The sequence below is a fragment of the Inhella gelatinilytica genome (assembly GCF_016093295.1).
GTDB classification, from domain to species: Bacteria; Pseudomonadota; Gammaproteobacteria; order Burkholderiales; family Burkholderiaceae_C; genus Inhella; species Inhella gelatinilytica.
Window position 1 is genome coordinate 98633 of sequence record NZ_JAEDAL010000003.1, and the last position, 26767, is coordinate 125399.

Here is a 26767-nt window from a genome sequence, read left to right on the forward strand (position 1 = left end):
CGTCGGCGGGCAAGGTAAGGGTTTCGTCAGCGGACACTTGGATCATTCCCATCAAACTTTTCAAAGTGGAGTGACTGGATGAGCACGCTTTTCCCCCCGCTGCAGCAAGCCCGCATTCAGGGCATGGACCAGTACCAGGCCCTGTGCGGCGAAGCCGAACGGGATTACCCTGCCTATTGGGCTCGCTTGGCACGCGAGTTCTTGAGCTGGAAGAAGCCCTTCACCCAAGCCTTGAACGACAGCCAGGCCCCGTTCTTCAAGTGGTTCGAGGACGGCTTGCTCAACGTCTCCTACAACTGTTTGGACCGTCACGTGGAGGCGGGGCGGGGAGAGCGCACCGCCCTGATTTTTGAAACGGACGACGGGCAGGTTCGCCCCGTGACGTACCGGGAGCTGCTGGCGCTCACGAGCCGCATGGCCAATGCGCTCAAAAGCCGTGGGGTGAAGAAGGGTGACCGCGTGGTCATTTACATGCCCATGTCGGTGGAGGGTGTGGCGGCGATGCAGGCTTGCGCGCGCATCGGTGCGACCCACTCGGTGGTGTTTGGCGGCTTTTCGGCACAAAGCTTGCGCGATCGGATTCAAGATGCTGGCGCTGTGCTGCTGATCACGGCGGATGAGCAAATGCGCGGCGGCAAGGCGTTGGCGCTGAAATCTATCGTCGATGAAGCCCTTGCTGACCACTGCTGCCCGACGCTCAAGGACGTGCTGGTGTACCGCCGCACGGGGGGAGCCGTGGCCTGGACCGAGGGGCGTGACCTCTGGTTGCACGAGGTGATGGCCGGTCAATCAGACCATTGCGAGCCGGAATGGGTCGAGGCCGAACACCCCTTGTTCTTGCTCTACACCAGTGGCTCGACGGGCAAGCCCAAGGGCGTGCAGCACTCCAGCGGGGGCTACCTGCTGCATGCGGCGCTGACGACGAGTTGGACCTTTGACCTACAGGACTCGGATGTGTTCTGGTGCACGGCCGACATCGGCTGGGTCACGGGCCACAGCTACATCGCCTATGGCCCCTTGGCCCTCGGTGGCACCGAGGTGGTGTTCGAAGGCGTACCGACATTTCCAGATGCCGGGCGCTTCTGGCAAATGATCCAGAAGCACAAGGTGACGGTGTTTTACACGGCGCCGACGGCCATTCGCTCGCTGATCAAGGCCGCTGAAACAGTGCCGACCGTGCACCCGAAGAACTACGACCTCTCCAGTCTTCGCATCCTGGGCAGTGTGGGTGAGCCCATCAACCCCGCGGCCTGGGAGTGGTACTACCAAAACGTGGGCGGCGGTCGCTGCCCCATCGTGGACACGTTCTGGCAAACGGAAACCGGTGGCCACATGATCACGCCGTTGCCGGGGGTCACGCCCATGGCGCCGGGCTCGTGCACGCTGCCGTTCCCGGGCATTCAGGCGGCTATCGTGGACGAAATGGGCAACGACGTGCCCAACGGCACGGGCGGCATCCTGGTGGTGAAGAAGCCTTGGCCCAGCATGATTCGCACCATCTGGGGGGACCCGGAGCGCTTCAAGAAGAGCTATTACCCCGAGGAGCTCAAGGGCTACTACCTGGCGGGTGACGGGGCCATTCGCAACGCCGAGACAGGCTACTTCACCATCACCGGCCGCATCGACGACGTGCTCAACGTCAGCGGCCATCGCATGGGCACGATGGAAATCGAATCGGCGCTGGTGGCCCACACCGAGTTGGTGGCCGAGGCCGCGGTGGTGGGGCGGCCGGACGATGTCACGGGTGAAGCCATTTGCGCCTTTGTGGTGCTCAAGCGCGCACGACCCACGGGCGAAGAGGCCAAGGCAATTGCCAACGAACTGCGGAACTGGGTGGCCAAAGAGATCGGCCCCATCGCCAAGCCCAAGGAGATCCGCTTTGGTGACAACCTGCCCAAAACGCGCAGCGGCAAGATCATGCGCCGCCTGCTGCGCTCGCTGGCCAAGGGTGAGGCGGTGACCCAAGATACCTCCACGCTGGAGAACCCGGCGATCTTGGATCAATTGGCGAAGGCCAATTGATCCTGCCGCCGCGCCAGCGGCGGGCACCGTCAGCGCGATCGTCGGGGGACGGCGTAGCCGACAAGCCGGCCATCCTCGATCAATTGGCAAAGGCCAACTGAGGGCCTAAAGGCCAAAACAATCGGGCCCCGCGGGGCCCGATTGTTTTGGCGCTTGGCGTGTTTACTTCAGGCTCAAGATCCAAGCCACGAGCTTCTTGGACTCTTCCGGCGTCACGCTGTTGGGGGGCATGGGGGCGTTGCCCCAATTGCCGCTGCCGCCCTTGATGATTTTGTCGGCCAGCATGGCAGCCGCCTTGCTGTCCTTGGCGTACTTGGCGGCCACTTCCTTGAACGAGGGGCCGACGACTTTCTTGTCAACGGTGTGGCAGGTCAGGCAGGCTTTCTTCTGAGCCAGGGCTTGGTCAGCCTGAGCGGCCGTGTTGGCGGCCAGGGCTGCGACGGTCAGCACAACAGTGCGAAGCGTAGCGTTCATGGAGTCATCCTCTGGGAAGGTTGGGGGGGAACAAACGGGCTGATTGTGCGGGGTTTTCGTGCGATTTCGCGCGTAAAGTGCCTGCGTCAGCCGACGGAATTGACGTGGAGGTCCCTATGGCGCTGGTGCTATTGGCAGTGGTTCTGATTCTGCTCAAATTTCTTGAAATCGGTCCCGTTGCCGGCTGGTCGTGGGTTTGGGTGTTGTCGCCTTTGGCCGGGGCTGTGGCCTGGTGGGCTTGGGCCGATGCCACGGGCTATACCCAGCGCAAGGCGATGGACAAATTGGACGAGCGCAAAGAAGAGCGTCGACGCAAGGTCATGGCGGCGCTGGGGACCGACAAGACCAAACGTTGACCCCAAAACACCAGGTTCCTCAGTGGCGCGGCTGACTATTCAAAACGGTCCAAGACCGCGCCGGAGCTGGCTGAGCTGGCACTGAAGGCAAATTTGGCCAAAACGCCGCGGGTGTAGCGGGGCGCTGGCCGCACCCAGGCGGCCTTGCGGCGGGCGATCTCCTCGGCGGGCACGTTCAGCTGCAGCAGCAACTGGTGCGCGTCCACGGTGATGGAGTCCCCCTCTTGCACCAGGGCGATGGTGCCGCCCTCGTAGGCCTCCGGGGCCACGTGGCCGACCACCATGCCCCAGGTGCCCCCGCTGAAGCGGCCATCGGTGATCAGACCGACCGACTCCCCCAGGCCCTGGCCAATCAATGCGCCCGTGGGCGCCAGCATCTCCGGCATGCCCGGGCCGCCCTTGGGGCCGAGGTAGCGCAGCACCATCACATCGCCGGCTTGGATCTTGCCCGCCATGATGGCGGCCAGCGCCGACTGCTCGTCGTCGAACACCCGCGCCGGGCCGGTGATGACCGGGTTCTTCAGCCCGGTGATCTTGGCCACGCAGCCTTCGGGCGAGAGATTGCCCTTCAGGATGGCCAAGTGGCCTTCGGCGTAGATCGGCTGGCTGACGGGCCGGATGACGTCTTGATCGGCGCGCAGATCGGGCACCTCGGCCAGGTTCTCGGCCACGGTCTTGCCGGTGATGGTGAGGCAGTCGCCATGCAGCAGCCCGTGCTTCAGCAATTCCTTCATCACGGCCGGAATGCCCCCCGCGCGGTGCAGGTCGATGGCCAGGTACTTGCCGCTGGGCTTGAGATCACAGAGGACGGGCGTGCGGCGGCGCACGCGCTCGAAGTCATCAATCGTCCACTCCACCCCGGCCGCATGGGCAATTGCCAAGTAGTGCAGCACGGCATTGGTGGAGCCCCCGGTGGCCATGATGACGGCCACAGCGTTCTCGATGGCCTCTTTCGTCACGATGTCCTTGGGCTTCAGATCGGCCTTCACGGCCTCGACCAGGATCGCAGCGGCCTTTTTGACGTTCTCCACCACCTCGTCCTCCACATTGGCCATGGTGGAGGAGTAGGGCAGGCTGACGCCCAGCGCCTCGAAGGACGAGCTCATGGTGTTGGCGGTGTACATGCCGCCGCAGGAGCCGCTGCCGGGGATGGCGCGCTTCTCGATCTGGCAAAAGTCCTCTTCGCTCATCTTCCCGGCACTGAACTGGCCCACGGCCTCGAAGACCGAGACGATGTTCAGGTCCTGGCCCTTGTACTTGCCGGGCAGGATGGTGCCGCCATACACATACAGCGAGGGCACATTGGCGCGCAGCATGCCCATCAGGCCGCCGGGCATGTTCTTGTCGCAGCCGCCAATCACCAGCACGCCGTCCATCCACTGGCCGCCCACGCAGGTTTCCACGCAGTCGGCAATCACCTCGCGGCTGACCAGCGAGTACTTCATGCCCTCGGTGCCCATGGCCATGCCGTCGCTGATGGTGGGGGTGCCGAAGACCTGCGGGTTGGCGCCGGCTTCTTTCAGGCCGATCACCGCCGCGTCGGCCAGCTTCTGCAGGCCGGAGTTGCAGGGCGTGATGGTGGAGTGGCCGTTGGCCACGCCGATCATGGGCTTGCCGAAGTCGCCCTCCTGGTAGCCCATGCCGTAGTACATGGAACGGTTGGGCGCGCGGGCGACGCCCTCGGTGATGTTCTTGGAGCGGCGGTTGACGTTGGACATGGCGGGCGGTCCTGTTGGAATGACACTGGGTGTCAGTATTCCGATCTCAATTGATTCGATCAAGATCGTAAATGTTGATATATTGATTCCAGTATGGAATCAATAGACGTCGCCAGCGCCCGACTGTTTTTGACTTTGGCCGAAGAGCTGCACTTTGGCCGAACGGCGGAGCGGCTGGGCTGGCGGCAGCCCCAGGTCTCCAAAGTTCTGCAATCGCTCGAACACCAGGTTGGTGTGCGTTTGGTGGCGCGCAGCAGTCGCCGGGTGACCTTGACCGAAGCTGGAGATGCGCTGCTGGAGCCGCTGCGCTCGTGGTTGACCCAGGGCGAAGGCCTGGCCGACATCGCCAAAGCGGCCGCCTTGGGGCTTCGTGGCCAACTCCGTGTGGGGCTGGTCTCGCCGGCCGGGTTTGGCTTACTGCCCCAGTGGCTTCGACACTTCAAGTCAGCGACGCCGGAAGTTGAGTTGATTTTGCGCGAGGCCACACTGGACATTCAGGCCGAGGCGCTGCGCAGCGGAACGATGGATTTGGGCTGTGTCTTGATGCCGCAGGGCGCGTCTCCCGCGGGCTTGTCAGGGCGACTCGTCGCCGTCGAGCCCATGATGCTGGCGCTGTCTCAGCCGGCCATGATCCGCTTGGGGCCCACGCCCTCGCTGGAGGCTTTGTTACAGGAGCCGCTGGTCCTGTTTCCCCGGGAGATCGCGCCAGAGCTTCACGATGCGGTGGTGGACTTCTATCACCGTCAGGGTCACGAGCCGCGCTTGGTTCAGCGGGCGGTCCAAATGGCCACATTGATTCATTTGGTGTCGGCTGACTTTGGTGTGGCCTGGGTGCCGGCCTCGATGAGAGCCCTGCAGCGCGAGGGCGTGGTGTACGTCCCGGCGCCCGCGCAGGCCCCGAGCTGTGAGACTTGGATGGTTTGGCAAGCCCCGGCCCGGGCGGTGGTCCAGCGCTTCATGGCCTCGCTCCCGGTGGAGGGCGCCGGGGCCGTGGTGGCCGCCTGAGGTCAACGTCACAATCGTCGGAGCGTTGGGAATCAATGACGAGAACAGGGGCGTGGGCGTGCGACAAGTGATCAGCGCAGTGGTGGTGCTCGGGTTCAGCGCGGTCGCAGGAGCGGGGCCCTTCCAGGATCCCCTCCTGGCCCAAGCCTATGACACCGGGCGGATGCCGGAACTGGCGCGCTTGGCGGCGACTCAAGACACACCGGAACGCTTGGCGGCCTACGGTTACGCCCTGGCGCTGCCCAATGATGGCCGTTCGCTCGGCCTGGCCTTGGAGGCGACGGAGCGCTGCATTCGCCAGCACCCATCGGCCTGGATTTGCCACTGGACGCATGGACACGCGCTGGGTGTGAAGGCCTTGCGCGGGGGATGGATGCGCGGGCTCAGTGTGCTCAAGCCCTTGCGGGAGAGCTTGGAGCGTGCCGTGGCCTTGAAGCCGGACAGTTTCGATGCCCGCAGCCGGCTGCAGCAGTATTTTTTGCTGGTGCCTTCGGTGGCGGGGGGCGGGGTGGATCGTGCCCGGGCGCTGGAGAACGAGCCCGCTTTGACCCCTTCCCAGCAGCGCTTGTTGAAAGCGCGCGTGGCGGCCAAAGAAAAACGGTGGGATGCCGCCGAAGCCGCATTGGATGGGCTGCACCGAGTCGGTGATCGCGCGTTCTTGAATGAGGTCTTGGATGCGTGGTCGCTGTTGCTGCACCATTGGCTGAAATCGGATGCCTACGCTGCGGCGCGGGTGCGACTGCAACCGCTGCAGCGGGATTTGCCGGAGCTTGCGTGGCCGGCGTACGCCTTGGGCCGCATTGAAGCCGACGCCAAAAACCATGAGGAGGCCCTGCGGCACTACGTGCGGGCGAGCGGACTTTCGGGGGCAGCCGAGTTGCCGCTGGATCATCGGATGGGGCTGTCTTACGAGGCGCTGGGTCACCTCGATGCTGCGCGCCGGCATTTGGAGCGATTCGTGCAGGATCCCCACGCGACGCCCAATGCCATGGAGGACGCGCGAAAGCACCTCAAGCAATTGGGCTCGTCCTGAAGGCGCGGCGGGGGCGCTCTCCTACACTCGCCCCCTTCCCCCTAAGAGCTTTCTTCCCATGTGGATTCATCCGCAATTTGACCCCGTGGCGCTGCGCGTGGGCCCGCTGGCCATCCACTGGTACGGAATCAGCTATCTCATCGCGTTTGGGCTGTTCTTCTTTCTCTTGCGGCGCCGCATGGCGAGCCAAGGGGAGGGCGTTTGGCAAGCCCGAGACGCGGATGACGTGCTGTTTTTCGGCGTCCTCGGGGTGGTGCTGGGGGGGCGACTCGGCTACGTGTTGTTCTACAAGCCCGATTACTACCTCACCCACCCACTGGAAATTTTTGCGGTCTGGCAAGGGGGCATGTCCTTCCACGGCGGGCTACTCGGTGTGATCGCGGCTTTGGCGTGGTTTGCCCGTTCGCGCCGCCATTCGTTCTTTGCGGTAACCGACGTGGTGGCCCCCTGCGTGCCCATCGGCATTGCCGTCGTCCGCGTACTGGGGAACTTCGTGAATGGGGAGCTGTGGGGACGATTGGCGTCGCCCACGTTGCCGTGGGGCATGGTGTTTCCGCAGTCCGGTAGCGCCGAACCTCGCCATCCCTCCCAAATCTATCAAGCGCTGGGCGAAGGGCTGCTGCTCTTTGTTGTGCTGTGGTGGCTGGCCAGGCGGCCGCGAGCGACCGGTGTCGTGAGCGGCTTCTTCTTGGTGGGCTACGGGGCCTTTCGATTCGTGGCGGAGTACTTCCGCGAACCTGACGCCTTCTTGGGCTTGCGGTGGCTGCAACTCAGTCAGGGGCAATGGCTGTGCGTGCCCATGATCCTGTTTGGGCTGTTTTTGGTGTTGCGCAAGCCCGCGGGGGAACGGTTGTGAGGCAGGTTTTTTTCGATACCGAAACCACAGGTTTGGAGGCCGAGGGGGGCGACCGCTTGGTGGAAATCGGCTGTGTGGAGATGGTGAATCGTCAGCTGACGGGGCGCCACCTACACGTCTACTTGAACCCGGAGCGTGAGGTTCCGGAAGAAGCGTTTCGTGTGCACGGCTTGTCCACCGCATTCTTGGCTGATAAGCCCAAGTTTGCGGAAAGGGCGGAGGAGGTGCTCGGTTTCTTGGCCGGGGCTCAGTTGGTGGCTCACAACGCCGCCTTTGACATCGGGTTTATGAATGCGGAATTGCGTCGCGTGGGGCGTCCGCCGTTGATCGAATCCGTGGCCAGCGTGCTGGACACTTGGCAGTTGGCCAAAGAGCTCTACCCCGGCAAAGCCAATTCGTTGGACGCCCTATGCCGGCGTCTGGAGGTGGACAACAGCGGCCGAACCTTTCACGGAGCGTTGCTGGATGCAGAACTCCTGGCCGAGGTCTATGTTCGACTCACGCGCGGTCAGCACAGCCTCTTGGGCGATGACGGCGGAAGTGCCGGCGGCGCGCAAGAGGACGACTTGGAACCCTTTGATTTCTCGGCTTTGGCCTTGCCGGTGTTGGGTGCGACAGAGACCGAACGGCTTGTGCACGAAGCGGTGCTCAAGGGCTTGGATAAAGAGAGCGGCAATCAAACGATTTGGCGCGCGCTGTTCGAAACCGAAAAACCCATGGCATAATCACAAGCTTTCCCGGATTCGGCAGGCAGTTGCTGGAGTCGGGCGGTTAGCTCAGCGGTAGAGCACTGCCTTCACACGGCAGGGGTCGCAGGTTCGAACCCTGCACCGCCCACCAAATAAAACCTTTGAAATCAAAGGCTTACTGCGAGTCGGATCTGAGGCGAATAGGGAAGTGGGCCAAAAGTGGTCCAAAACGGGTTCCGAACCCGTAAAAAATCGGGCGGTTAGCTCAGGGGTAGAGCACTACCTTCACACGGTAGGGGTCGCAGGTTCGAAACCTGCACCGCCCACCAAAGACCCAGCACAGACCCGGCCTTGAGCCGGGTTTGTCGTTTCTGGGCGAGCTAGGTTCGGTGAGCACGGCGGTAATAAACGCCAACCCATGCGGGGTTGGAAATTGTCGATCTGGGCGGCTCTGCGTGCCCGCCTTGAGCATGATCATGGAGGACCCGTGCGCGCCGTGCGGCCGAGTCGGCAGGCAGACACGCCGGCTGGCGCTTTGATTGTTTTCAAGCAGGCGATTTTTTCCGCGCGTGGGGAACCTCGCGGTCTGGAGTGCCAGCACGCCCAAGGATGACATGCCCCCACGGGGCACAGCCGGACCAGCAGCCCCACCAGATCGCGCCAGGATCGGCCGCCGCCTCTTGCCTATGCTGGGGGTGCCTCGCACGCGCACGCGCACGACACGCTGTGGCGCGTTTTCCGGGTTTGCGATGAAGCGGCACTCACCCTGCCGTCTTGTGGACGGGCCTGCAGACTTTTCAGCCCCCCGCCGTTTGGGGCGCCCACCCCTGGAGCCTGGAAAGCAACAACCGGTCGCTGTGCTCCCAATAGATGGCAGTTCTATAGAGCACTCCACCGCATGGAGCAGGCGCCGTTAGAAAAACGGCGGAATAGCGCCAGCAGGTGGAGTAGTGGCCGGCTCCCCTACTCCACCGCGTGGCGCTATGCGGCTTTTGCTACTCCATGGCGCGGAGTAAGGCCCGCGTTATGGGCTGGCAGCGGCACCAGTGCAGCCGGCCCGGTGAAGCGGTAGGCACCACGCCGGAAGGCCGCCTTGGTGCAGTCGTGCTTCGGGCTCGGGTTGAACTCCCGCCACGTCAGCGCGTACAGGCCACACACATTGGGGCGCCGGCCCTTGCGGGCTTCAAACAGAAAGCCGGCCTCGATCAGCTCCTGCTTGGCCTTGTTCAAGGTGGTCTCACTGCGCCAGCCGCGCGGCTTCATCAGCTTCCAGGCGCACGACAGATCGCCGTTGTTGTCGCCCCGGTACTGGACGGCCACATCCAACAGCAGCACCTTGGCGTGCGGCGACAGGGCAATGAAGGCGTGGTGATTCAGCATCTCGTGCGGCAGGCCGAGAAACTGGCCGCCCAGCTTCTCGCCCTTGTAGCGGTTGCGCGCCGCCACGCCTCAGCCCTCAGCCAGTCGCAGCAGGTTGCAGTACAGGCCCCACTGCTCGGCACGCGTCATGTCCGCTAGATCATGCGCAGCGCCCACCAGAGGAAACCTGAGAAGCAGCGCGTACAGCATCACCAGCAAATCGTCGGAGGCACTCATGGCGTGGCCTCCAGGGCGGGCGCATTGGCGGCTTCTACGTGGGCCAGCAGGTACACGCCCACGCGGTGCAGCTCGCCGGCCTCGGTGGGCGCATCGGTCCACAGCGTCAGGATGTTGTGGCCCTCGTCGCGCAGCTCCTTCACGCGGCCGGCCGGGTGCAGGATGTCCAGCAGGGTGCGGGCTTCGAGGGTGGAGATGGCGAAACCCATGCGCAGTGCGGCCAAAAGCAGATCGCGCTGCGTGGCGGCATCGGTGCCAATAAACTGCGGGGCGCAATGCTTTGATGGCCGCTTCCTTCTCGGGGGTGGTCTTTTTTTTGTCCACGGTGCGCCCCCCTTACTGGCCCTGGGCCTGTAGCCAAGCCTGAATTTCACTAGCCCTAAACCGCACGGCGCGTTTGCTGAGGTGGATTGGCTTGAACTCGCCGGTTTTGATGCGGGCGTAAACCGAGGTCTTGCCTAAACCCGTCAGAGCCTGGACTGTGGGGAGCTTGAGAAGGGCGTCGGCTATTTGGGCCGCGTGCAAGGGTTGCGGGGTGCGGGTCTTGGCGTCGTTTGCCATGGTTTGTTCCTCGAATCGTTGGAAAACCATGCGACGGACAGGCTGCCCCAAGCCCCAGGTCATTTGACCGGGCGGCAAAACCGCACCACGACAAAAAAGCGGTGCAGTCGGTGTAACCTTGCAATGTCGTCCGTCCAAGTTCGACATTGCGCGTCCATCGCGTCGAGGGGCTTTCCGTTTGGCGACGGTTGGCCCCTCACCTTTTTGCCCTGCCGATTTACTGCACCATCTTGTGGGTCTCTCCACGTACATGACGCTGTAAGTCGTATTGGCGATCCAATTATGGTGACGTCGGTAGATCGCGGAAGCCCCATTGCGTCCTAGGTTGCTTGTTGTCGCGCTGCAGCCCTAGGGGCGGCTGGATCTTTCGAGGTAGAGAAAGAGATGTTCTCCAGCCTGTTTTCCGTGGAGCTTATGAAGGGGGACGTCATGCGCTCTCCCGGGGCGGGCCAAGTCTGCTAGAGGGCGGCGGGGCGCCAGCCCGTCAAGGAAACGGGTTTTCGGGGATCAGCCTAGGCGCGGCGAAAACGAAGTGTCAGAGCGCCAGCCGCTCCAAGGCCTGGGCCGCATGGTCGGCGCGCAAGTGGCCGTAGTGCCGCTCGATCATGGCCACGCTGGTTCCAGCAAGCTGCGCCACGGTCAACAAGTCCAGCCCGCCAGTCACAAGGTCGGTAATCGCGCTGTGACGCAGCGTGTAGGCCACGGTTTCAGGTGGCAGGCCTGCGGCGGCGGCGGCGGCCTTGATGGGGCCTTTCCAGCCGTCCTTTGACCAAGGCTTGCCATCGGCCCGGGCGAACAGTGGCGCCGCTGGCAGCTTGTTGCGAGCCTGCGCCCGGAAGAAATCGGCCGTGGCCTCGGGCAGCTTGATGCGGCGATCTTGCCCGGCCTTGTCATGGCCCACCGTCAGCACGCCAAGCCGACTGTCCAGCGACGCCACCGTGAGCGCCCCTAGCGCACCGGGGCGCAGGGGAACAAGGGCCAGGGCGCGAAGCAGGGGCGCGACGTCAGAAGGGGCGGCCTCCACCAATCGGCGCCGCTGCTCTCGGTCGAGGTAAAGCGTGCGGCGACCATCGGCGCGCTTGATCGAGCGCAGTGCCACGCGCCAGGCCGCGTCGCTGGTGACAAACCGGGCATCGAGCGCATGGTTCAACAGGGCCCGCAGCGCCGACATGTCGCGGTTTACGGAAGAGGGCGCGCGGGCGCGGCTTTCTTGTTGCTCGCTTGCGGCGTAGGGATTGACGACCACGGGCGCGGCGGCGAGCGCCGCCCGCCATGCTTTCACCTTGGCCTCTGTGAGCTTGGAAAGGGGCAGGGCGGCGAGCTTGGATGACAACACCCACCGCGTCAGGCGGGCGCTCAAGTCGGCGGCTTGGCGCTCACCTTTTTCGCTGCGAACGTGCGCGACGTAGGCTTCACACGCGGCCTTGACCGTGATGGTTTCCGAGGTGCCGCCGCGTCCTTTATGTTCGAACCAGGCTTCGGCGGCCTTCTTGGCGGCGGAATAGCGGTCGTTCGGCAGCAACTCGCCAAACTCGCCCAGCGACTTTTTCGGGCGCTCACCCGATTCCGCATCGCTGTAGCGCGCCATCCAAGTTCCGGTCGATTGCGCGGTGAGCTTGCGAAAGCCCAACATGCAGCCGCGATCCAGCCGCTGCCAGTAGGGTGCGTTCCTGGGTTTGAGCTTCTCGCGGTCCGAAACCTTGTCGAGCCGAATTGCCATGCTGATTCCCCCAGGTGGGCCAAGTGGGCCAAAAGTGGGCCAAAACGATGGGCAATTCTACGAACGATTGCGAACAATCTTCATAGGGGAACGTTGTTCGGGAAGGTCCGAAAAAGTGCTGTTTCCCAGCCTTCACACGGCAGGGGTCGCAGGTTCGAACCCTGCACCGCCCACCAAATCAAAGCCCCTCTGCAGTCCGCAGCGGGGCTTTTTTGTTTTTGCCCCTGCGCTCCGACAGGGGCAACCCCGGTCCGTCAATGCGGATGTAATCCCGCATCCACTGAATGGGGACTGCGGCCTGATAGAGGCTCAGCACCGTGCCATCCTGAACGCTAAGGGTGATGGCGGCGGCCAGCGCCTCGCGCATGTCACGGGGCAATCGCTCGCGGGATAAATACACCCCAATTTGAGCCTGGGGCAGTCCCAGCAAGGGGTTTTGCTCAAAGTCTTCAAGGGACCATTCGCGTTTGCCCTGGCCCTCCTGAAGGATGGACAGAAACAAGCTGGGGGGAATCAAGCTGTAGTCGGCCAGTCCATTGCGCAAGCGCTCGATGATCCGTTCGGTATCGGCCACGTACTGAACGCGCCCTTGCGCCTCCAGTTGCGTGATCAGCGTCTCGTATTCATCGCCCCAGCTATAGCCTCGCAGCACCACGACCTTGCCGCGGTCTTTGAGGAGTGCATCGACAGAAGGCAGGTCGATGTTCCGCTGGCGCAAACTGACCAGCATGGTGAGGGAGCGAACGACCGGCACGAACTGCCCCTTGCCATCCCGTTCGGTGGTCCGGGTCGCTGGCGCCAAGACGTCAGCCGCCGCCTCGGCCAAAAACATGCGGGCCACACGAGCGCGGGGGACGATGGGGAAATCAATCGCGCAACCCACTTGGGTGGCCGCCAACTTGAGGACGGTCGGAAATACGCCGGATACCTGGTGGCCCTGGACGGTGACGGCAACGCCGGCGTGGGCCACCGGGACGTGCAAGGGCTGATCGCAGCCGGCATGCACCGCGGACCACCCAGTCAGGGCAAAGCCGAGACTGGCTTGGAGCAGATTAGCGCGCATGGCGGTCTTGGGTCACACGTTGCCACTGTCCCTGGACCAGTACTTCGTGAGGCAGGAAGCGGGCTTTGTAGTCCATCTTGGGGCTGTGCTCGATCCAGTAACCCAGGTACAGGAAGGGTAGGCGGAGCTGCCGGGCTTGCTCCAACTGCCACAGCACGGCGTAGGTGCCGTAACTGCAGTGTTCCTCGGGCTCGTAGAAGGTGTAAACGGCAGAAAGGCCATCGGCCAGCATGTCCAGGATGGCCACCATCTTCAGGACCCCGTTTGCTCTGAACTCCACCAAACGGGAGTTCACGCGGGTTTGCAGCAGGAATTCGGTGTACTGATTCACGCTGTCATGGTCCATGCCCCCACCGGCATGGCGCGCGGCTTGGTAGCGCAAATAGAGCGCGTAGTGCTCTTCGCTGTACCCCAAGCGCATCACACGGGCAGTCAGTTGCGCGTGCTGTTTCCAGGCTCGTTTATGGCTGCGGCTTGGGTTAAATGCTGCCACCGGCACCCGCAGTGGCGTACAGGCTTGGCAGCGGTCGCACAGGGGGCGGTAGGTGAAAAGCCCCGAGCGCCGAAAGCCTTGGGCAACCAACTGACTGTAGGCATCGCTGTGAATGAGGTGGCCAGGCGTGGCCACTTGGGAGCGCGCCAAGCGATCCGGCAAATAACTGCAGGCGTACGGAGCAGTCACATAGAACTGCACCTGGGTAAAGGGCAAATCCTTGAGTTGACTCACGGCGTGGGCATCACCTGGGACCAAGCCGAGGGATCATAGGCCCAGGGGTCGAGCTCGGGGGCGGCGGTGGCCCGGTGGATGTGGTGCAAGAACGCTTCCAGCGGTACCGGGGCCGCACCCATGTGCGCCAGGTGCGCGGTGGCTTGCTGGCAATCGATCCACTCGATGCCGTCCCGCCGGCACAAGGCCACCAAATAACTGAGTGCCAATTTGGATGCGTCGGGGGCGTTGGAAAACATCGATTCGCCGAAGAACATGCGCCCAATGCGCAAACCGTACAGGCCGCCGATCCGCTGCCCGCCCCGCCAGGTTTCAACGGACTGCAGCACTCCACGACGTGCCAACTCGGTATAAGCATGCTGCATGGCCGGGACAATCCAGGTTCCGGACTGGCCGGCGCGAGGCGCCCTGGCGCAATCTTGCAGGGTTCCGACGGGGTCGGCATTCACTCGGAGTTGGCACTGGGGGTTGTGAAGAAAAGCTTGCAAGGTCTTCCTCAGAGAGCGGTGCAGCTTGAAATCACGCGTTTTGAGGACCATGCGGGGGTTGAGGCACCACCACAGAATGGGCTGGTTCTCGCCGAACCAGGGAAAGATGCCTTGCCGGTACGCGGCAAGGAGGCGTTCGGGGCGCAGGTCGCCTCCAATGGCGAGCAGGCCCGGTGCATCGGTTTCCGGCCCCAGCGCGGAGCGAGGGTCGGGAAAAGACAGGGAATTCGGGTCTAGCTGGACAATCACGCTTTCATTGTGGAGGTTGGGGGCGGTGATGGTGGTTTACGGAATTCCCAATTGCGACACGGTCAAGAAGGCGCGCGCCTGGCTGGTGGCCGCCGGCTACGCCCCCCAGTTTGTGGACTTCAAGAAACAAGCGCCGACGGTGGCGCAGTTGAAGGCGTGGGCCGATCAAGTGGGGTGGGAACGCTTGCTCAACCGCGCGGGCACCACGTGGCGCAAGTTGGACGAGGCGACCCAGGGGCTGGCGCACGATGCGGCGGGTGCCATTGGCTTGATGGCCACCCACAGCAGTTTGATCAAGCGCCCGGTTGTCGATTGGGGTGGGGGCCGCTTGACCGTGGGTTTTCAGCCTGCGGTATATGAAACGATGGCGAAAGGCGGTTGATGTTCACGGGCATAGTTCAAGGGGTGGCCACGGTCGTGGGTTTGGAGCGGCGCCCAGGTCTCTCAACCCTGACTTTCGAGCTTCCCGCGGCGTTTGACGACGGGCTCGCGATCGGGGCGAGTGTGGCTTGCGACGGCGTGTGTCTCACGGTGACCGAGCGGCCCGCAGCCAATCGCGCCTCGTTTGATGTTATGGGCCAAACCCTGGCGTTGACCACGCTGGGTGGATGGGAGGTGGGCTCGCGTCTGAATGTAGAGCGGGCGGCCAAAGAGGGGGCAGAGATTGGCGGCCACCCACTGTCGGGTCACGTGGATGTGACCGCGACGGTGAGCGAGGTTCGGCGCCCGGACAACAACCATGTGCTGCGGCTGGCCGTGCCGGCTCCGTGGATGCGCTACATCTTTGCCAAGGGGTACGTGGGCGTCAACGGTTGCAGCTTGACCGTGGCGACGCTGGAGCGGCGTCCGGATGGTTCAGGTTGGTTTGAGGTCTGGCTGATTCCGGAAACTTTGCGCATGACAACCTTCGGCCAGAAAGGCGAGGGCGCTGCGGTGCATCTGGAAATCGACCGGGCGACCCAGGTGGTGGTGGACACCGTGCGGGAGGCCCTGAGCGAACAGCTGGGGCCACTCTTGCCGGTGCTGGAGCGATTGGCTGGTCAACAGGGAATTGACCTGACGGAGTTACCGAAAGCCTTGATCCGGTCCTGAATCACAGCGGCCCGTCGTCCCGCTGCAGCGGGGCGACCAGGGGCAGCGTCATCACCAGTCGCGTGCCTTGGCCCTTGTGGGTATGCAGGCCAATATGGCCGCCCAGCGCCGTGGTGACCAGGTTGTGCACGATGTGCATGCCCAGGCCGGTTCCACCTTGCCCCAGCTTGGTGGTGAAGAAGGGTTCAAACACGCGCTTGGCCGTGTCCGGGGACATGCCGTGCCCATCGTCCTCGTAAGTCAAGGCCACTTCGTCGGTGTTGGCGTGTGCGCTGATCCGGATGAGGCCACCTTCACGCCCCTCAAAACCGTGCTGCAGGCTGTTGTTGATGAGGTTGGTGATGACCTGTTCCAGCGCCCCAGGATTGCTGTCGAGGGTGATGCCCTGGGGGATTTCCAACACCAACTGGTGCGCCCCATTTCGCAACAGGTGGTGCATGGTGGCATCGACCTTGGCGATGCATTCGTCAAGCAGAAACTTGCGGCGACGCATGGAGGTTTGGTCCACTGCCACTTGCTTGAAAGCCGCAATGAGGTTGGCTGCCCGCTCCAAATTGTTTTGAACCAGGTGTGCGGCCTCGCGGGCGAAGGTCAAGAAGTCGTCCAGAACGGAGCGGCGGAGTCCTTGGGCGAGCGCCTTTTCCAGTTCGGCAACCCGGTCAATGAAGGTGGACGCCGCCATGACGCTGTTGCCAATCGGGGTGTTCAACTCGTGAGCGACGCCCGCAACCAGGTGCCCAAGTGCGGCCAGTTTTTCGGTCTGAACCAATTGGCTGATGGCCTGCTCCAGGTGATCTTGGGCCGCCACCAAGGCGGCATTGCGCTCGGCCATGCTGCTGGCGAGCTGATCGTTGGCACGGCGCAGCGCCAGTTCCGTGGACTTCTGTGTGGTGATGTCGGTGTAGGTCGTCACGAAACCCGCAATTTGGTCGTCGAAACGAACGGGTTCACCCTCCACGAGATGGGTTCGCCCATTTGGGCGGGTGCGTTCGAAACGGTGCGGCAAAAACTGGCGGGCCAGTTCCAGGCGCTTTGCGATTTGCTCCGTGGAGTCCCCTGGCCCATAGTCTCCGCGCGCCGCCATGATGGCCAGAAGGTCTTCAAACCGGGCTCCGCGGAAAATGGCCTCGGGGGGGAACTCCAAGACCTCGACAAAGGCTTGGTTCCACAGTTGCAGGACCAGGTCCTGATCGAAGAGGCTGATGCCCTGCGGCAGGTGATTGATGACCTGCGCCACCAGCGCGTCATTGCGGTTGAGTTCGGTCCGCAGCCGCTTCTGTTCGGTGACGTCCACGTAGGTGGTGACGAACCCCCCCTCCGCAATGGGCTCGCCCCGGATTTCAATGACGGTTCCATTGGGGCGCGTCCGGGTGAAGACATGGGCTTCGAACCGCAAGGCGCGTTCCGTGAATCGAGCCAACATGGCTTCCGGGTCGGTCACCGGCCCAAATTCGCCGCGAGCTATGTTGTAGCGCCACAAGTCCGGCAGCGAGACGGGCCGCTCGAACATGTCAGACGGCAAGTCCAGCAACTCCACCATGCGCTGGTTCCAGAGGACCATGCGAAGGTGGCGATCCATGACCGAGACGCCACCGGGAAAGTGGTCGCACAAGGTCCGCAGCATTCGCGCCGCTTGGGGAAAGCAGTCTTCGCAATCAGCGGGCAGGTGGGTGGCGTCCACGAATCAAGGGCTCAAACCGAGGGACTCCATATTCGCAGCGAATGAGCCTGAATAGAAGCCCAAACAACTCAGGGCTTCCCTAGGGAAGCCCTGAGTGGAGAGCCAACGCCCCCCGGGGGGGGCCTTAGTCTCAGGCGGCCAGCAGTTGGCGCAACACGAACGGCAAGATGCCGCCGTGGAAGTAGTAGTCCACCTCAATGGCGGTGTCGATCCGCAGCGTCAGTTTGACTTCCTGCTTGCTGCCATCGGCACGGGTAATGACCAACTTGGCGTCGCCCTGGGGCTTGATCTCCTTGGCCAGCTCGATGTCGATGGTTTCGTCCCCCTTCAGGCCCAGGCTCTCCCAGCTGTCACCGGTCTTGAACTGCAGGGGCAGCACGCCCATGCCGATCAGGTTGGAGCGGTGGATGCGCTCGAAGCTCTTGGCGACGACCGCCTTGATGCCCAAGAGTTGCGTGCCTTTGGCGGCCCAGTCGCGGCTCGAACCCGTGCCGTACTCCTCGCCCGCGAAGATCACGGTCGGCGTGCCTTCGGCGATGTACTGCATGGCGGCGTCGTAGATGGCCATCTTGTTGCCACCCTTGAGGGTGTAACCGCCTTCTTCACGGCTGCCGTCCGCCTTGGCGGGCAGCATCAGGTTTTTGACGCGCACGTTGGCAAAGGTGCCGCGCATCATCACGTCGTGATTGCCGCGGCGCGCGCCATAGCTGTTGAAGTCGGCCTTCTGAACCCCGTTCTCCAGCAGGAACTTGCCTGCTGGCGTGGTTTCTTTGAACGAACCGGCCGGGCTGATGTGGTCGGTGGTGATGGAGTCGCCAAACAGGGCCATAACCTTGGCGGCTTGAACGCCCGTCGTGACGGCCTTGGGCACCATCTCGAAGTCACCAAAGAACGGTGGCTCGGCGATGTAGGTGCTCTTGGGCCAGTTGTAGACCTGACCCTTGACGCCCTTGACGGCGTCCCACAGCTTGCCCGGCTTGTTCTTGACCTTGTCGTAGTTTTCCTTGAACGCCTTGGCGTTCATGGCGTGCTTCATCAGCTTGTAGACCTCGTCGCTGGTCGGCCAGATGTCGCCCAGGAACACATCCTTGCCCTTCTTGCCCTTGCCCACGGGTTCCTTCATCAGGTCCTTGGTGACGTTGCCGGCAATGGCGTAGGCCACCACCAGCGGCGGGCTGGCCAGGAAGTTGGCCTTCAGGTTCGGGTGGATGCGGGCCTCGAAGTTGCGGTTGCCGCTGAGCACCGCGGCGCAGACCAGGTCGTTGTCCTGGATTACCTTGTTCAGCTCGGGCGTCAGGTCACCGGCGTTGCCGATACAGGTCGTGCAACCGTAGGCGGCGACGTTGAAGCCGAGTTTCTCGAGGTAACGCAGCAGGCCGGCCTTTTCCAGGTACTCAGTCACGATGCGCGAGCCGGGGGCCAGCGAGGTCTTGATGTGCGGCTGCACCTTCAGGCCCGCTTCCACGGCCTTCTTGGCCAGCAGGCCAGCGGCCAGCAGCACGCCCGGGTTGCTGGTGTTGGTGCAGGACGTGATGGCGGCAATGAGCACGTCGCCGTTCTTCACATCCACGCCGTTGTCGGCCTTGAAGGTCTTGGCGAGCTTGTCGGCGGGCTGGTTGAAGCCGTTCTCGGCCACCGGCTTGCTGAACAGCTCGCTGAAGGTGCCGGCCAGGTTGGTGATCTCGATGCGGTCCTGCGGGCGCTTCGGGCCGGCCAGGCTGGGGGCCACGGTCGACAGGTCCAGCTTGACGGTGCTGGTGTAGTCGATCTCGCCGGTCTTCGGCACGCCGAACATCTTCTGGGCTTTCCAGTAGGCTTCGAAGGCCTCAATCTCGGCCTTGGTGCGGCCGGTGCCCTTGAAGTACTCGACGGTTTTTTCGTCGACCGGGAAGAAGCCCATGGTGGCGCCGTACTCGGGGGCCATGTTGGCGATGGTGGCGCGATCCGGCAAGGCCAGGGTGCGCGTGCCCTCGCCGAAGAACTCGACGAACTTGCCCACCACCTTGTGCTTGCGCAGGATCTCGGTGACGGTCAGCACCAGGTCGGTGGCGGTCACGCCTTCGCGCAGGGCGCCGGTCAACTCGAAGCCCACCACGTCCGGGGTCAGGAAGTACACGGGCTGGCCCAGCATGCCGGCCTCGGCCTCGATGCCGCCCACGCCCCAGCCGACGACGCCGATGCCGTTGATCATGGTGGTGTGGCTGTCGGTGCCGACCAGGCTATCCGGGTAGTACACGCCGGCCTTGGTCTTGTGCACGCCGCGGGCCAGGTACTCCAGGTTCACCTGATGCACGATGCCGAAGCCCGGGGGCACGACGCCGAAGGTGTCGAAAGCCTGCATGCCCCACTTCATGAATTCGTAGCGCTCGCGGTTGCGCTCGAACTCCAGCTTCATGTTCAGGTCCAGCGCCTTCTTGTTGCCGAAGTGGTCGATCATGACCGAGTGGTCGACGACCAGATCCACCGGAACCAAGGGCTCAATGGCCTTGGGGTTCTTGCCCATCTTGGCGGCCACGTTGCGCATGGCGGCCAGGTCGGCCAGCAGGGGGACGCCGGTGAAGTCTTGCAGCACCACGCGGGCCACAACAAAGGGGATTTCATCGGTCCGCTCGGCGGTGGGCTTCCAATTGGCCAGCTGCTCGACGTGCTCCTTGGTGACCTTTTTGCCGTCGCAGTTGCGCAGCACCGACTCCAGCACGATGCGCATCGACACCGGCATGCGGTTCACGTTGGGGAACAGCTTGGCCAGCTTGGGCAACGAGAACAACTGGCCTTCCTTTCCCGAGGCCGTCTTGAAACTGGCCTGGGTCTTGGCAAAAGGATGGGCAGGGGCGGCGGCTTTCTTACTCATGCGACTCAACCTCACTGGGATTGGCGGAAAACCCCCATTGTGACCGGGCGAACGTTTCGTTTTCCTGACGTGGTTCAACGAATACAGGGTGCCTCCTGTACGAGGCTTCGTCAAAATGAGGGGATGAACCCGGAAACGCCCCTCGACTTGTATTGCCTGTGCGCCGCCTGGTGCGGAACTTGCCGGGGTTACGAACAGGTCTTGCAGGCTGTGGCGGCGCAACGCCCGGGCGTGCGGATCCACTGGGTGGACATTGAAGACCAAGCCGAGCGCGTCGGCGATGTGGATGTGGAAACCTTCCCCACGCTGTTGCTGGCAGAGGCCAAGGTGATCCGCTTCTTTGGACCGGTGCTTCCGCATGAGGCCTCCGTTTTGCAGCTCCTGGACCGGGCACATGATTGGTTGGTTACCGACCCTGAAGCCACTCACTTGCTGACGCGCCTGCGCGCAGCGGATTGACGCACGATGCAGCACCTGATTTTTGTGTACGGCACTCTCAAGCAGGGTTTTCGCAATCACCCTGTCAACCAAGGCGAACGGGTGGCGGGCGAATTCACCACGGTGCAGCCCTTGCCGCTTTACATCGTGGGTCCACGCTACCTACCGTGGCTGGTGAATCAGCCCGGCGAGGGCTACCCGGTCCATGGCGAGTTGTACGAGGTGAACGACGAGGGCTTGGCTCGCATGGATGAACTCGAAGCACTGCACCTGCCCGATTGGTATGTCCGTGAGCCGGTACAGGTCAGGGAGCCGTCGGGGCGTTTGTGGAGTTGCCAGGTTTATTTCGGCTCGGCTTCGCGGTTGCAATTGGACGCCGTGCACGCGGGGCCCTTGCCGGCTTACACCCAAGAGCATGCTGAACAGCGAGTCGCCGCGCTGCGTGGTGCCGGGCTTTTGTAACGCTTGCTGGGGATTTGTTGGCCGAACCGGCAGTTTGGCCGGGCATTTGGATGGGTTTGACCGTCCAATTCGAACCAGACTGGGGAACTCAGACCCCTAACATCGGTTTCCCCGGGTCTTGCCGAGGTTTTGCCGTGCCCAAAGTTGTTCCGCTTCAAAAACCTGCACCCACGCTGGCTGAGCCCGAAGCGTCGCTGGACGCTGCCCGGCGAGGCGCGATGGACCTGCCCGGGCTGATGGGCCGGGCCGGGCAATGGCAAGCCCAAGGACAGCTGGAGGCCGTCGTCGCGCTGTACCAGGCTTGGCTCGAGCACCCGCATCACCCGGCGGCCACGCGAGCGGTGGCGCTCTTCAACTGTGGGACGGTCCTGGGGGCCTTGCAGCGCCATGACGCAGCCATTGAGGCGTACCAACAAGCCTTGGCGCACAAGCCTGACTTTGCCCAGGCCAAGCTCAATCTTGCCCATCAGTTTGAGCATCAACGCCAGTTTGATGCTGCACTCCAGCATTGGAAAGACGTTTTTGAAGCCATCGACCGCTTTGATGGCGTGGGCGTGAGCCCTGTTGACCTGCAGTTGCACGCGTTGAACAACAGTGCACGCCTGCTGGAAACCCTCAGGCGGTATGACGAGTCCGAAGCCTTGATGAAGCGCAGTCTGCTTCTGAAGGCCAGCCAAGGCGATGTGATTCAACACTACGTGCACATTCGTCAAAAGCAGTGCGAGTGGCCGGTTTATCAGCCGGTTGGGGCGGTAACGCCGAATCAGTTGCTGACCTACACCTCCTTGCTGGCCACTTTGAGCGCCAGTGATGACCCCGCCGTGCAGTTGCTCACCGCGCAGCGGTTTGTGTTCGAGCGGGTGGTCAAGTACACCGGCAAGCCATATCACCAACTCCATGGACCGAAGGCACGGGCAGGACGCTTCCGTATCGGCTACCTCAGCGGCGACCTGTGTACCCATGCGGTCGGCCTTCTCACGGCGGAGTTGTACGAGCTGCACGACCGGGCGCAGTTCGAGGTCATCGCCTACGAGTGGAGCCGGGAAGACGGAACCGAGCTTCGCGACCGCATCAAGAAGGGCTTTGACCACCGGGTTAGCCTGCACGCGCTGGACGATGAAGCGGCCGCGCGGCGGATCGCTGCGGATGGGGTTGACGTGCTCGTCGACTTGCAAGGGCTGACCAGCGGGGCCCGGCCCAACATCCTGGCATATCGTCCGGCACCCATCCAGGTGGCGTACCTGGGGCTGCCGGCAACGTCCGCGCTGCCCGGGGTGGATTGGATTTTGGCGGACCGGTATGTGATGCAGCCGGAATACCTTCGGTATTGCAGCGAGCAGCCCATTTACATCCAGCCCTGCTACCAGGTCAGTGATCGCCAGCGCCCCATGGGCGCGCCACCCACCCGAGCGCAGTACCAGTTGCCCGAGGGCGCCTTCGTTTTTGCCAGCTTCAACAACAACCACAAGGTGGGCGAAGACGTGTTCGCGGGGTGGATGCGCATTCTGTTGGGCGTGCCGGGCTCGGTGTTGTGGCTCCTCGCGGACAACCGCTGGGCGGAGGCCAATCTCAAATCCTCGGCCCAGGCTGCGGGGGTGGATCCGAGTCGGCTGATCTTTGCCCCCCGGGTCACACCGCCGGACTACTTGGCCCGCTTTGCCTTGGCGGATTTGGTGCTGGACACCTTCCCGTACAACGCCGGCACCACGGCCAGTGATTGTTTGTGGGCGGGCGCACCGATCTTGACCCGCTCGGGTCGTAGCTACATCAGCCGCATGTGCGGCAGCCTGCTTACCGCCGTCGGACTGCCCGATCTGATCACCGAGACGCAGGCGGACTACGAGCGCTTGGCCATCCAGATTGGGCGCAACCCCGCACGGGCGGCGTCCTACAAGCGCTACTTGCAGGAACGGGGGCGGCAGAGTGCGCTATTTGACATTCCGGCCATCGTGCGCGATATAGAACGTCAATTCATCCATTTGGCTACCCAGGCGCGGGCGGGATTGCCGCTGAGCCCGCTGAATTCGCAGTAAGTCATGAGTCGCAGCCCCGACCCCTTCTTCGACGAGCCCAACCGCCCGCGTGGCGGCCGCTCGCCGTTGCAGGTGGCTCCGGCGTATGCGGCACCACAGGAATCTGCGAAACCCGAGGCGCCGCCCGAGGGGGCGTCGGCGCCAGTGACCGATCCGCTGCTGCAATGTGTGGCGTGGCTGACGGCGCACCACGGCCGGGCGCGGTCGCCCGAGAGCCTGCTCGCGGATGAGCAGGTGGATGGGCAAGTTAGCCCGGATCAGGCCCTGCGCATTCTTCGAGAGAGTGGCTACAACGCCGGACTGCTGCCCAAGCGAATTCCCGACATCAATCCGCTGCTGTTGCCGGCGATTTTGTTGCTGGAGGGGAACGATGCCTGCGTGTTGGTGCGGCCCCTGGAGGGCGAGGGCGAACGCCGCTACGAAGTGGTGTTCCCGGATGGGGATGGCCAACCCGCGGCGGCGACGGCCGCTGAATTGGGGGCGGCCTACAGCGGGTTCGTCTTGGTGGCGACGCCCCGACTGGAGCACGCCACTGAAAGCCGAGCCGATGCGCTGGCCGGAGGCGGCGAGGCCCATTGGTTGTGGGGCACGCTCAAGCGTTTTGTCCCTTACTACCGCTCGGCCATGTTGGCCGCCTTGCTGTCCAACGTCCTCATGCTGGCCATTGGCCTGATTACCGCGGTCATCTTTGACAAGGTATTGCCCACGCAAGCCACTGTGACCTTGTGGACGCTCGCGATTGGGGGGGGCATTGCCCTGGCCTTTGATCTCTGTGCTCGCCAATTGCGCAGTCATTTGCTGGACTTGGCCGGGCGCAAAACTGATCTCATCATTGGATCCAAGCTGTTCCGCCACACCCTGGGCGTTCGCATGGAGCATCGCCCAGAATCCGCGGGCGCCTATGGCTACCAATTGGGGCAAATCGAGGTCATTCGGGACTTCTTTGCGTCCGCCAGTTTGTCGATTTTGACGGACCTACCGTTCATCCTGGTCTACATCGCGATGACCTTTGTGGTGGCGGGTCAGCTGGGATGGGTTCTCGTCCTGGCATTGCCCGTTTTGTTTGGCTTTACGTGGGTCATTCAATCGCGATTGCGCAAAGCCCAGCGAACCCTGCATGGCGAACAAGCCGATTTGCACGGCACGCTGGTGGAGGCGCTCGAAGGGTTGGAGGACCTCAAGACGTCGGGCGCGGCGGGCCGTTTTATTCGGCGCTATGAGACCAGCACCGCTGTGGCGGCGGAAGCCAGTCTGCGCTCCCGCACCATGATTGCCCTATCCAACAACTTGACCATGACCGGGCAGCAACTCATCACCCTGGTGATGCTGGTGTTTGGGGTCTATCTCATTCAGGACAAGGTCTTGACATCCGGGGCGCTCATTGGCGCCGTCATGTTTGCCGGCCGTGCTGTTGCGCCGATATCGAGTTTGGTGATGTTGGGCACGCGCTACCAAAGCGCGAAGGCGTGCATGCAGGCGATCGACCTGCTGATGCAAAAGCCGCAGGAGCGCGATGCCCGGCGCGCCTATGTTCCCCTCAAAGATGTCAAAGGGCGGCTGGCGCTCAATGACGTCGGCTTCAGCTATCCCTTGCCCCAGGGCGTGCAGGGCAACCCGCCCAAGGTGTTAAAGGCCGTTGGCCTGCGGTTCGAGCCGGGCGAGCGGGTTGCGGTGCTGGGGCGGATCGGCTCGGGCAAGAGCACCATCTTGCGTCTTTTGGCGGGGCTCTACCAACCGACCGAAGGGGCGGTTGAATTCGACGGCATCGACTTGCGTCAGGTGGACCCGGCAGAGCTGCGCGCGCGCATGGGCTTTGTGAGCCAGGAGCCACGGCTATTCAACGGCACCCTCAGGGACAACGTCACCATGGGCCGGGCCGACATCGATGCAGCGCGCTTGGTGGACGTGGCTCGGCTAACCGGATTGGATCGGGTGGTCAGCGCCCATCCTCAGGGCTGGGACATGGCGGTTGGGGAAATGGGCGGTTTGCTCAGTGGGGGGCAGCGCCAGTTGGTCGCCCTGGCGCGGGCGTTGGTGCACAAGCCGCAAATTGTGCTGATGGATGAGCCCACCAGCAGCATGGACGCGCAAAGCGAGTTGCAGTTTTTACGCCAGTTGAAAGAGGCCATGGCCGCCAGTTCGGCCACGATGATTGTGGTCACCCACCGCCCAGCGGTGTTGGAACTGGTGCAGCGCATCGTGGTGGTGGATGGTGGTCGTGTGGTGATGGACGGCCCGCGTGATGGCGTTTTGGCGGCGCTGTCGGGGCAGCGCCCGGCCGGCCCTGAGGGTGAGGCGCAGAAAGTTCGAATTCACCCGACCGCACAGCCGGTTGCCAAGTCCTCCACGCTATGAGTGCACTGGGTTCGGGTGAAGGCCAGTTTTTGAGTCCCATGGCGGCCGCGCAGGTGGATGAGCGCTTGCCGCGCGCCACCTGGGCGCTGTATTTGATTGCCGCCGCTGTGGTGGCGTTTGTCGCATGGGCGTCGTTGACACGCGTCGACGAGGTGGCGCGGGCTGATGGCCGCCTCGTGCCGGATGGCCCCACCCAAGTGATTGCGTCCTTGGAGTCTGGCCTGCTGGGGGAGTTGCTGGTCAAAGAAGGGGACTTGGTGGTCAAAGGCCAAGACTTGGTGCGCCTGGACCCCACGCGGGTGGAAGCCGCCCAAAACGAAGGACAGGTTCGCCTGCTGGCCCTCAAGGCGTTGGTGGCGCGGCTGCGTGCGGAAGCTCACGGGAAAGAGCTGCGGTTCCCGCCGGAATTGGCGGAGGCCAAAGCGCAAATTGAGTCTGAGCGCGAGTCCTACACCAGTCGACGGCGTTTGCTGGAAGAAAGCTTGGCGGGCATGTCCAGTTCGCTGTCCCTGGTGCAAAAAGAGTTGACGATGGCCCGCCAGATGGCCGCACAAGGGCTGATGAGCAATGTTGAAGTCATGCGCCTGACGCGGCAGGTCAGTGATTTGCAGCAAGCGCGACAAGAACGGCTGAATCGCTTTCGTCAAGACGCGAGCGGGGAACTGGTGCGGGCGCAAAACGATTTGGCTGCCTTGGAAGAGCAGTTGGTGGTGCGCAGCGACCAGCTCAAACGTACGGTGCTCACCAGTCCGGTCGCGGGGGTGGTCAAGGCCATCAAGAACAACACCGTGGGGGGCGTGGTAACCAGCGGTTCTCCGATCCTGGAAATCGCACCCATGGGGGGGCGGACCCTCATTGAGGCCCGAGTCCGGCCGCGAGACATCGGTTTTGTGGCCGTCGGGCAGAAGGCGGAGATCAAGCTGGCGGGTTACGACGTGAATGTGTACGGTGATTTGCTGGGGCGGGTCGACTACATCGGTCCGGACGCGATGGGCGAGCCGGATCGCGGACCCGATGCCACGTACTACCGGGTGCTGGTGGTTGGCGAGGAAAACCGGCTCAAGCAGGTGAATGGCAAGAACTTGCCGCTCATCCCAGGCATGGGGGCGACCGTGGACATTCGAACGGGCGAACGCTCCGTGCTCAGCTACTTGGTCCGCCCCATGTTGAAGAGCCAAGAAGCCCTTCGAGAGCGCTGAGACCCGGCGGAGCGTGCGGAAAGCCGGGCGAAGCTCCGCTTTTTCCGCGGCTGGTGCGGGGGCGGTTGGTGGTTTGATGCCCCCTGTCTCTTCACGCCC

Annotated in this window: 25 protein-coding genes and 2 tRNA genes; 15 read left to right on the forward strand and 12 right to left on the reverse strand. The window is 63.2% G+C overall.

Going from position 1 to position 26767, the window contains the following annotated elements; translation table 11 throughout:
- Positions 1-78 precede the first annotated feature (78 nt).
- A complete protein-coding gene (gene acs / locus I7X43_RS08345) occupies positions 79-2022 on the forward strand; it encodes an acetate--CoA ligase (protein ID WP_198100479.1) in 1944 nt (647 codons plus the stop codon).
- 162 nt (positions 2023-2184) lie between these two features.
- Here the strand turns inward: acs and I7X43_RS08350 are convergent, their stop codons facing one another.
- The gene (locus I7X43_RS08350; RefSeq protein WP_198100480.1) at positions 2185-2496 is read right to left on the reverse strand and encodes a c-type cytochrome; all 312 of its coding nucleotides are present in this window, start codon (positions 2494-2496) and stop codon (positions 2185-2187) included.
- 116 nt (positions 2497-2612) lie between these two features.
- Between I7X43_RS08350 and I7X43_RS08355 the strand changes: the two genes are divergently transcribed.
- Entirely contained in the window at positions 2613-2852 is a 240-nt protein-coding gene (locus I7X43_RS08355; RefSeq protein WP_198100481.1) for a TIGR04438 family Trp-rich protein, read from the forward strand.
- Between the two features lie 35 nt (positions 2853-2887).
- Here the strand turns inward: I7X43_RS08355 and ilvD are convergent, their stop codons facing one another.
- Positions 2888-4570, reverse strand: coding sequence for a dihydroxy-acid dehydratase (gene ilvD, locus I7X43_RS08360; RefSeq protein WP_198100482.1), 1683 nt, complete (start codon positions 4568-4570; stop codon positions 2888-2890).
- A 93-nt stretch (positions 4571-4663) separates the two neighbouring features.
- On the opposite strand from ilvD, the gene I7X43_RS08365 reads away from it, so the two are divergent.
- From I7X43_RS08365 to I7X43_RS08390, 6 genes are all read left to right on the forward strand, one after another.
- Complete coding sequence (locus I7X43_RS08365; RefSeq protein ID WP_198100483.1) at positions 4664-5575, forward strand: LysR family transcriptional regulator; 912 nt, start codon at positions 4664-4666, stop codon at positions 5573-5575.
- Positions 5576-5633: 58 nt separating this feature from the next.
- The gene (locus tag I7X43_RS08370) at positions 5634-6608 is read left to right on the forward strand and encodes a tetratricopeptide repeat protein (protein WP_198100484.1); all 975 of its coding nucleotides are present in this window, start codon (positions 5634-5636) and stop codon (positions 6606-6608) included.
- Positions 6609-6666: 58 nt separating this feature from the next.
- A complete protein-coding gene (gene lgt / locus I7X43_RS08375; RefSeq protein WP_198100485.1) occupies positions 6667-7464 on the forward strand; it encodes a prolipoprotein diacylglyceryl transferase in 798 nt (265 codons plus the stop codon).
- On the forward strand, positions 7461-8189 hold the full coding sequence (gene dnaQ / locus I7X43_RS08380; protein ID WP_310737540.1) for a DNA polymerase III subunit epsilon: 729 nt from the start codon (positions 7461-7463) through the stop codon (positions 8187-8189). The genes lgt and dnaQ overlap by 4 nt, the downstream gene beginning before the upstream one ends.
- A gap of 40 nt (positions 8190-8229) precedes the next feature.
- Positions 8230-8304 (forward strand) — tRNA-Val (locus I7X43_RS08385).
- Between the two features lie 103 nt (positions 8305-8407).
- Positions 8408-8482 (forward strand) — tRNA-Val (locus I7X43_RS08390).
- Positions 8483-9134: 652 nt separating this feature from the next.
- On the opposite strand, the gene I7X43_RS08395 is transcribed toward I7X43_RS08390, so the two are convergent.
- From I7X43_RS08395 to aat, 8 genes are all read right to left on the reverse strand, one after another.
- Positions 9135-9599, reverse strand: coding sequence for a hypothetical protein (locus I7X43_RS08395; RefSeq protein ID WP_198100487.1), 465 nt, complete (start codon positions 9597-9599; stop codon positions 9135-9137).
- Between the two features lie 3 nt (positions 9600-9602).
- Positions 9603-9749 carry a hypothetical protein gene (locus I7X43_RS08400; protein ID WP_198100488.1) on the reverse strand — a complete coding sequence of 49 codons (147 nt, stop codon included), beginning with the start codon at positions 9747-9749 and terminating at the stop codon, positions 9603-9605.
- Entirely contained in the window at positions 9746-10123 is a 378-nt protein-coding gene (locus I7X43_RS16570; protein ID WP_310737541.1) for a helix-turn-helix domain-containing protein, read from the reverse strand. The genes I7X43_RS08400 and I7X43_RS16570 overlap by 4 nt, the downstream gene beginning before the upstream one ends.
- Positions 10086-10310: a helix-turn-helix transcriptional regulator gene (locus I7X43_RS08410; RefSeq protein WP_198100490.1), complete on the reverse strand. Its 225-nt coding sequence runs from the start codon at positions 10308-10310 to the stop codon at positions 10086-10088. The genes I7X43_RS16570 and I7X43_RS08410 overlap by 38 nt, the downstream gene beginning before the upstream one ends.
- Positions 10311-10845: 535 nt before the next feature.
- Positions 10846-12030, reverse strand: coding sequence for a tyrosine-type recombinase/integrase (locus tag I7X43_RS08415; RefSeq protein ID WP_198100491.1), 1185 nt, complete (start codon positions 12028-12030; stop codon positions 10846-10848).
- 178 nt (positions 12031-12208) lie between these two features.
- A complete protein-coding gene (locus I7X43_RS08420; RefSeq protein WP_198100492.1) occupies positions 12209-13093 on the reverse strand; it encodes a transporter substrate-binding domain-containing protein in 885 nt (294 codons plus the stop codon).
- Positions 13083-13820 carry an arginyltransferase gene (locus tag I7X43_RS08425; RefSeq protein ID WP_198100493.1) on the reverse strand — a complete coding sequence of 246 codons (738 nt, stop codon included), beginning with the start codon at positions 13818-13820 and terminating at the stop codon, positions 13083-13085. The genes I7X43_RS08420 and I7X43_RS08425 overlap by 11 nt, the downstream gene beginning before the upstream one ends.
- Complete coding sequence (gene aat / locus I7X43_RS08430) at positions 13817-14557, reverse strand: leucyl/phenylalanyl-tRNA--protein transferase (protein WP_375140390.1); 741 nt, start codon at positions 14555-14557, stop codon at positions 13817-13819. The genes I7X43_RS08425 and aat overlap by 4 nt, the downstream gene beginning before the upstream one ends.
- A 28-nt stretch (positions 14558-14585) precedes the next feature.
- Here aat and I7X43_RS08435 point away from each other — a divergent pair, with 28 nt between their 5' ends.
- Together I7X43_RS08435 and I7X43_RS08440 are read left to right on the forward strand one after the other, a co-directional pair.
- Positions 14586-14939, forward strand: a complete 354-nt coding sequence (locus I7X43_RS08435; protein ID WP_198100494.1) for an arsenate reductase — start codon at positions 14586-14588, stop codon at positions 14937-14939.
- Entirely contained in the window at positions 14939-15649 is a 711-nt protein-coding gene (locus I7X43_RS08440) for a riboflavin synthase subunit alpha (protein ID WP_198100495.1), read from the forward strand. The genes I7X43_RS08435 and I7X43_RS08440 overlap by 1 nt, the downstream gene beginning before the upstream one ends.
- Position 15650: 1 nt before the next feature.
- Here the strand turns inward: I7X43_RS08440 and I7X43_RS08445 are convergent, their stop codons facing one another.
- On the reverse strand, positions 15651-17330 hold the full coding sequence (locus I7X43_RS08445; protein WP_198100496.1) for a PAS-domain containing protein: 1680 nt from the start codon (positions 17328-17330) through the stop codon (positions 15651-15653).
- A gap of 130 nt (positions 17331-17460) precedes the next feature.
- Positions 17461-20181 carry an aconitate hydratase AcnA gene (acnA, locus tag I7X43_RS08450; protein WP_198100497.1) on the reverse strand — a complete coding sequence of 907 codons (2721 nt, stop codon included), beginning with the start codon at positions 20179-20181 and terminating at the stop codon, positions 17461-17463.
- Between the two features lie 123 nt (positions 20182-20304).
- On the opposite strand from acnA, the gene I7X43_RS08455 reads away from it, so the two are divergent.
- The 5 genes from I7X43_RS08455 to I7X43_RS08475 all read left to right on the forward strand — a co-directional run bounded on the left by I7X43_RS08455 (position 20305) and on the right by I7X43_RS08475 (position 26668).
- Complete coding sequence (locus I7X43_RS08455) at positions 20305-20640, forward strand: thioredoxin family protein (protein WP_198100498.1); 336 nt, start codon at positions 20305-20307, stop codon at positions 20638-20640.
- Between the two features lie 6 nt (positions 20641-20646).
- Positions 20647-21081, forward strand: a complete 435-nt coding sequence (locus I7X43_RS08460; protein ID WP_198100499.1) for a gamma-glutamylcyclotransferase family protein — start codon at positions 20647-20649, stop codon at positions 21079-21081.
- 134 nt (positions 21082-21215) lie between these two features.
- Positions 21216-23114, forward strand: coding sequence for an O-linked N-acetylglucosamine transferase, SPINDLY family protein (locus I7X43_RS08465; protein WP_310737542.1), 1899 nt, complete (start codon positions 21216-21218; stop codon positions 23112-23114).
- A 3-nt stretch (positions 23115-23117) separates the two neighbouring features.
- Positions 23118-25469, forward strand: a complete 2352-nt coding sequence (locus tag I7X43_RS08470) for a type I secretion system permease/ATPase (RefSeq protein WP_198100500.1) — start codon at positions 23118-23120, stop codon at positions 25467-25469.
- Positions 25466-26668 carry an HlyD family type I secretion periplasmic adaptor subunit gene (locus I7X43_RS08475; RefSeq protein ID WP_198100501.1) on the forward strand — a complete coding sequence of 401 codons (1203 nt, stop codon included), beginning with the start codon at positions 25466-25468 and terminating at the stop codon, positions 26666-26668. Before I7X43_RS08470 ends, I7X43_RS08475 begins: the two co-directional genes overlap by 4 nt.
- The last annotated feature ends 99 nt before the right edge of the window (positions 26669-26767 follow it).

Bases quoted from the DNA above. Each gene is read 5' to 3' on its own strand.
- acs (WP_198100479.1), top strand. From the start codon at position 79: ATGAGCACGCTTTTCCCCCCGCTGCAGCAAGCCCGCATTCAGGGCATG.
- I7X43_RS08350 (WP_198100480.1), bottom strand. From the start codon at position 2,496: ATGAACGCTACGCTTCGCACTGTTGTGCTGACCGTCGCAGCCCTGGCC.
- I7X43_RS08355 (WP_198100481.1), top strand. From the start codon at position 2,613: ATGGCGCTGGTGCTATTGGCAGTGGTTCTGATTCTGCTCAAATTTCTT.
- ilvD (WP_198100482.1), bottom strand. From the start codon at position 4,570: ATGTCCAACGTCAACCGCCGCTCCAAGAACATCACCGAGGGCGTCGCC.
- I7X43_RS08365 (WP_198100483.1), top strand. From the start codon at position 4,664: ATGGAATCAATAGACGTCGCCAGCGCCCGACTGTTTTTGACTTTGGCC.
- lgt (WP_198100485.1), top strand. From the start codon at position 6,667: ATGTGGATTCATCCGCAATTTGACCCCGTGGCGCTGCGCGTGGGCCCG.
- I7X43_RS08400 (WP_198100488.1), bottom strand. From the start codon at position 9,749: ATGAGTGCCTCCGACGATTTGCTGGTGATGCTGTACGCGCTGCTTCTC.
- I7X43_RS08410 (WP_198100490.1), bottom strand. From the start codon at position 10,310: ATGGCAAACGACGCCAAGACCCGCACCCCGCAACCCTTGCACGCGGCC.
- I7X43_RS08415 (WP_198100491.1), bottom strand. From the start codon at position 12,030: ATGGCAATTCGGCTCGACAAGGTTTCGGACCGCGAGAAGCTCAAACCC.
- I7X43_RS08420 (WP_198100492.1), bottom strand. From the start codon at position 13,093: ATGCGCGCTAATCTGCTCCAAGCCAGTCTCGGCTTTGCCCTGACTGGG.
- I7X43_RS08435 (WP_198100494.1), top strand. From the start codon at position 14,586: ATGGTGGTTTACGGAATTCCCAATTGCGACACGGTCAAGAAGGCGCGC.
- I7X43_RS08440 (WP_198100495.1), top strand. From the start codon at position 14,939: ATGTTCACGGGCATAGTTCAAGGGGTGGCCACGGTCGTGGGTTTGGAG.
- acnA (WP_198100497.1), bottom strand. From the start codon at position 20,181: ATGAGTAAGAAAGCCGCCGCCCCTGCCCATCCTTTTGCCAAGACCCAG.
- I7X43_RS08455 (WP_198100498.1), top strand. From the start codon at position 20,305: ATGAACCCGGAAACGCCCCTCGACTTGTATTGCCTGTGCGCCGCCTGG.
- I7X43_RS08460 (WP_198100499.1), top strand. From the start codon at position 20,647: ATGCAGCACCTGATTTTTGTGTACGGCACTCTCAAGCAGGGTTTTCGC.
- I7X43_RS08470 (WP_198100500.1), top strand. From the start codon at position 23,118: ATGAGTCGCAGCCCCGACCCCTTCTTCGACGAGCCCAACCGCCCGCGT.
- I7X43_RS08475 (WP_198100501.1), top strand. From the start codon at position 25,466: ATGAGTGCACTGGGTTCGGGTGAAGGCCAGTTTTTGAGTCCCATGGCG.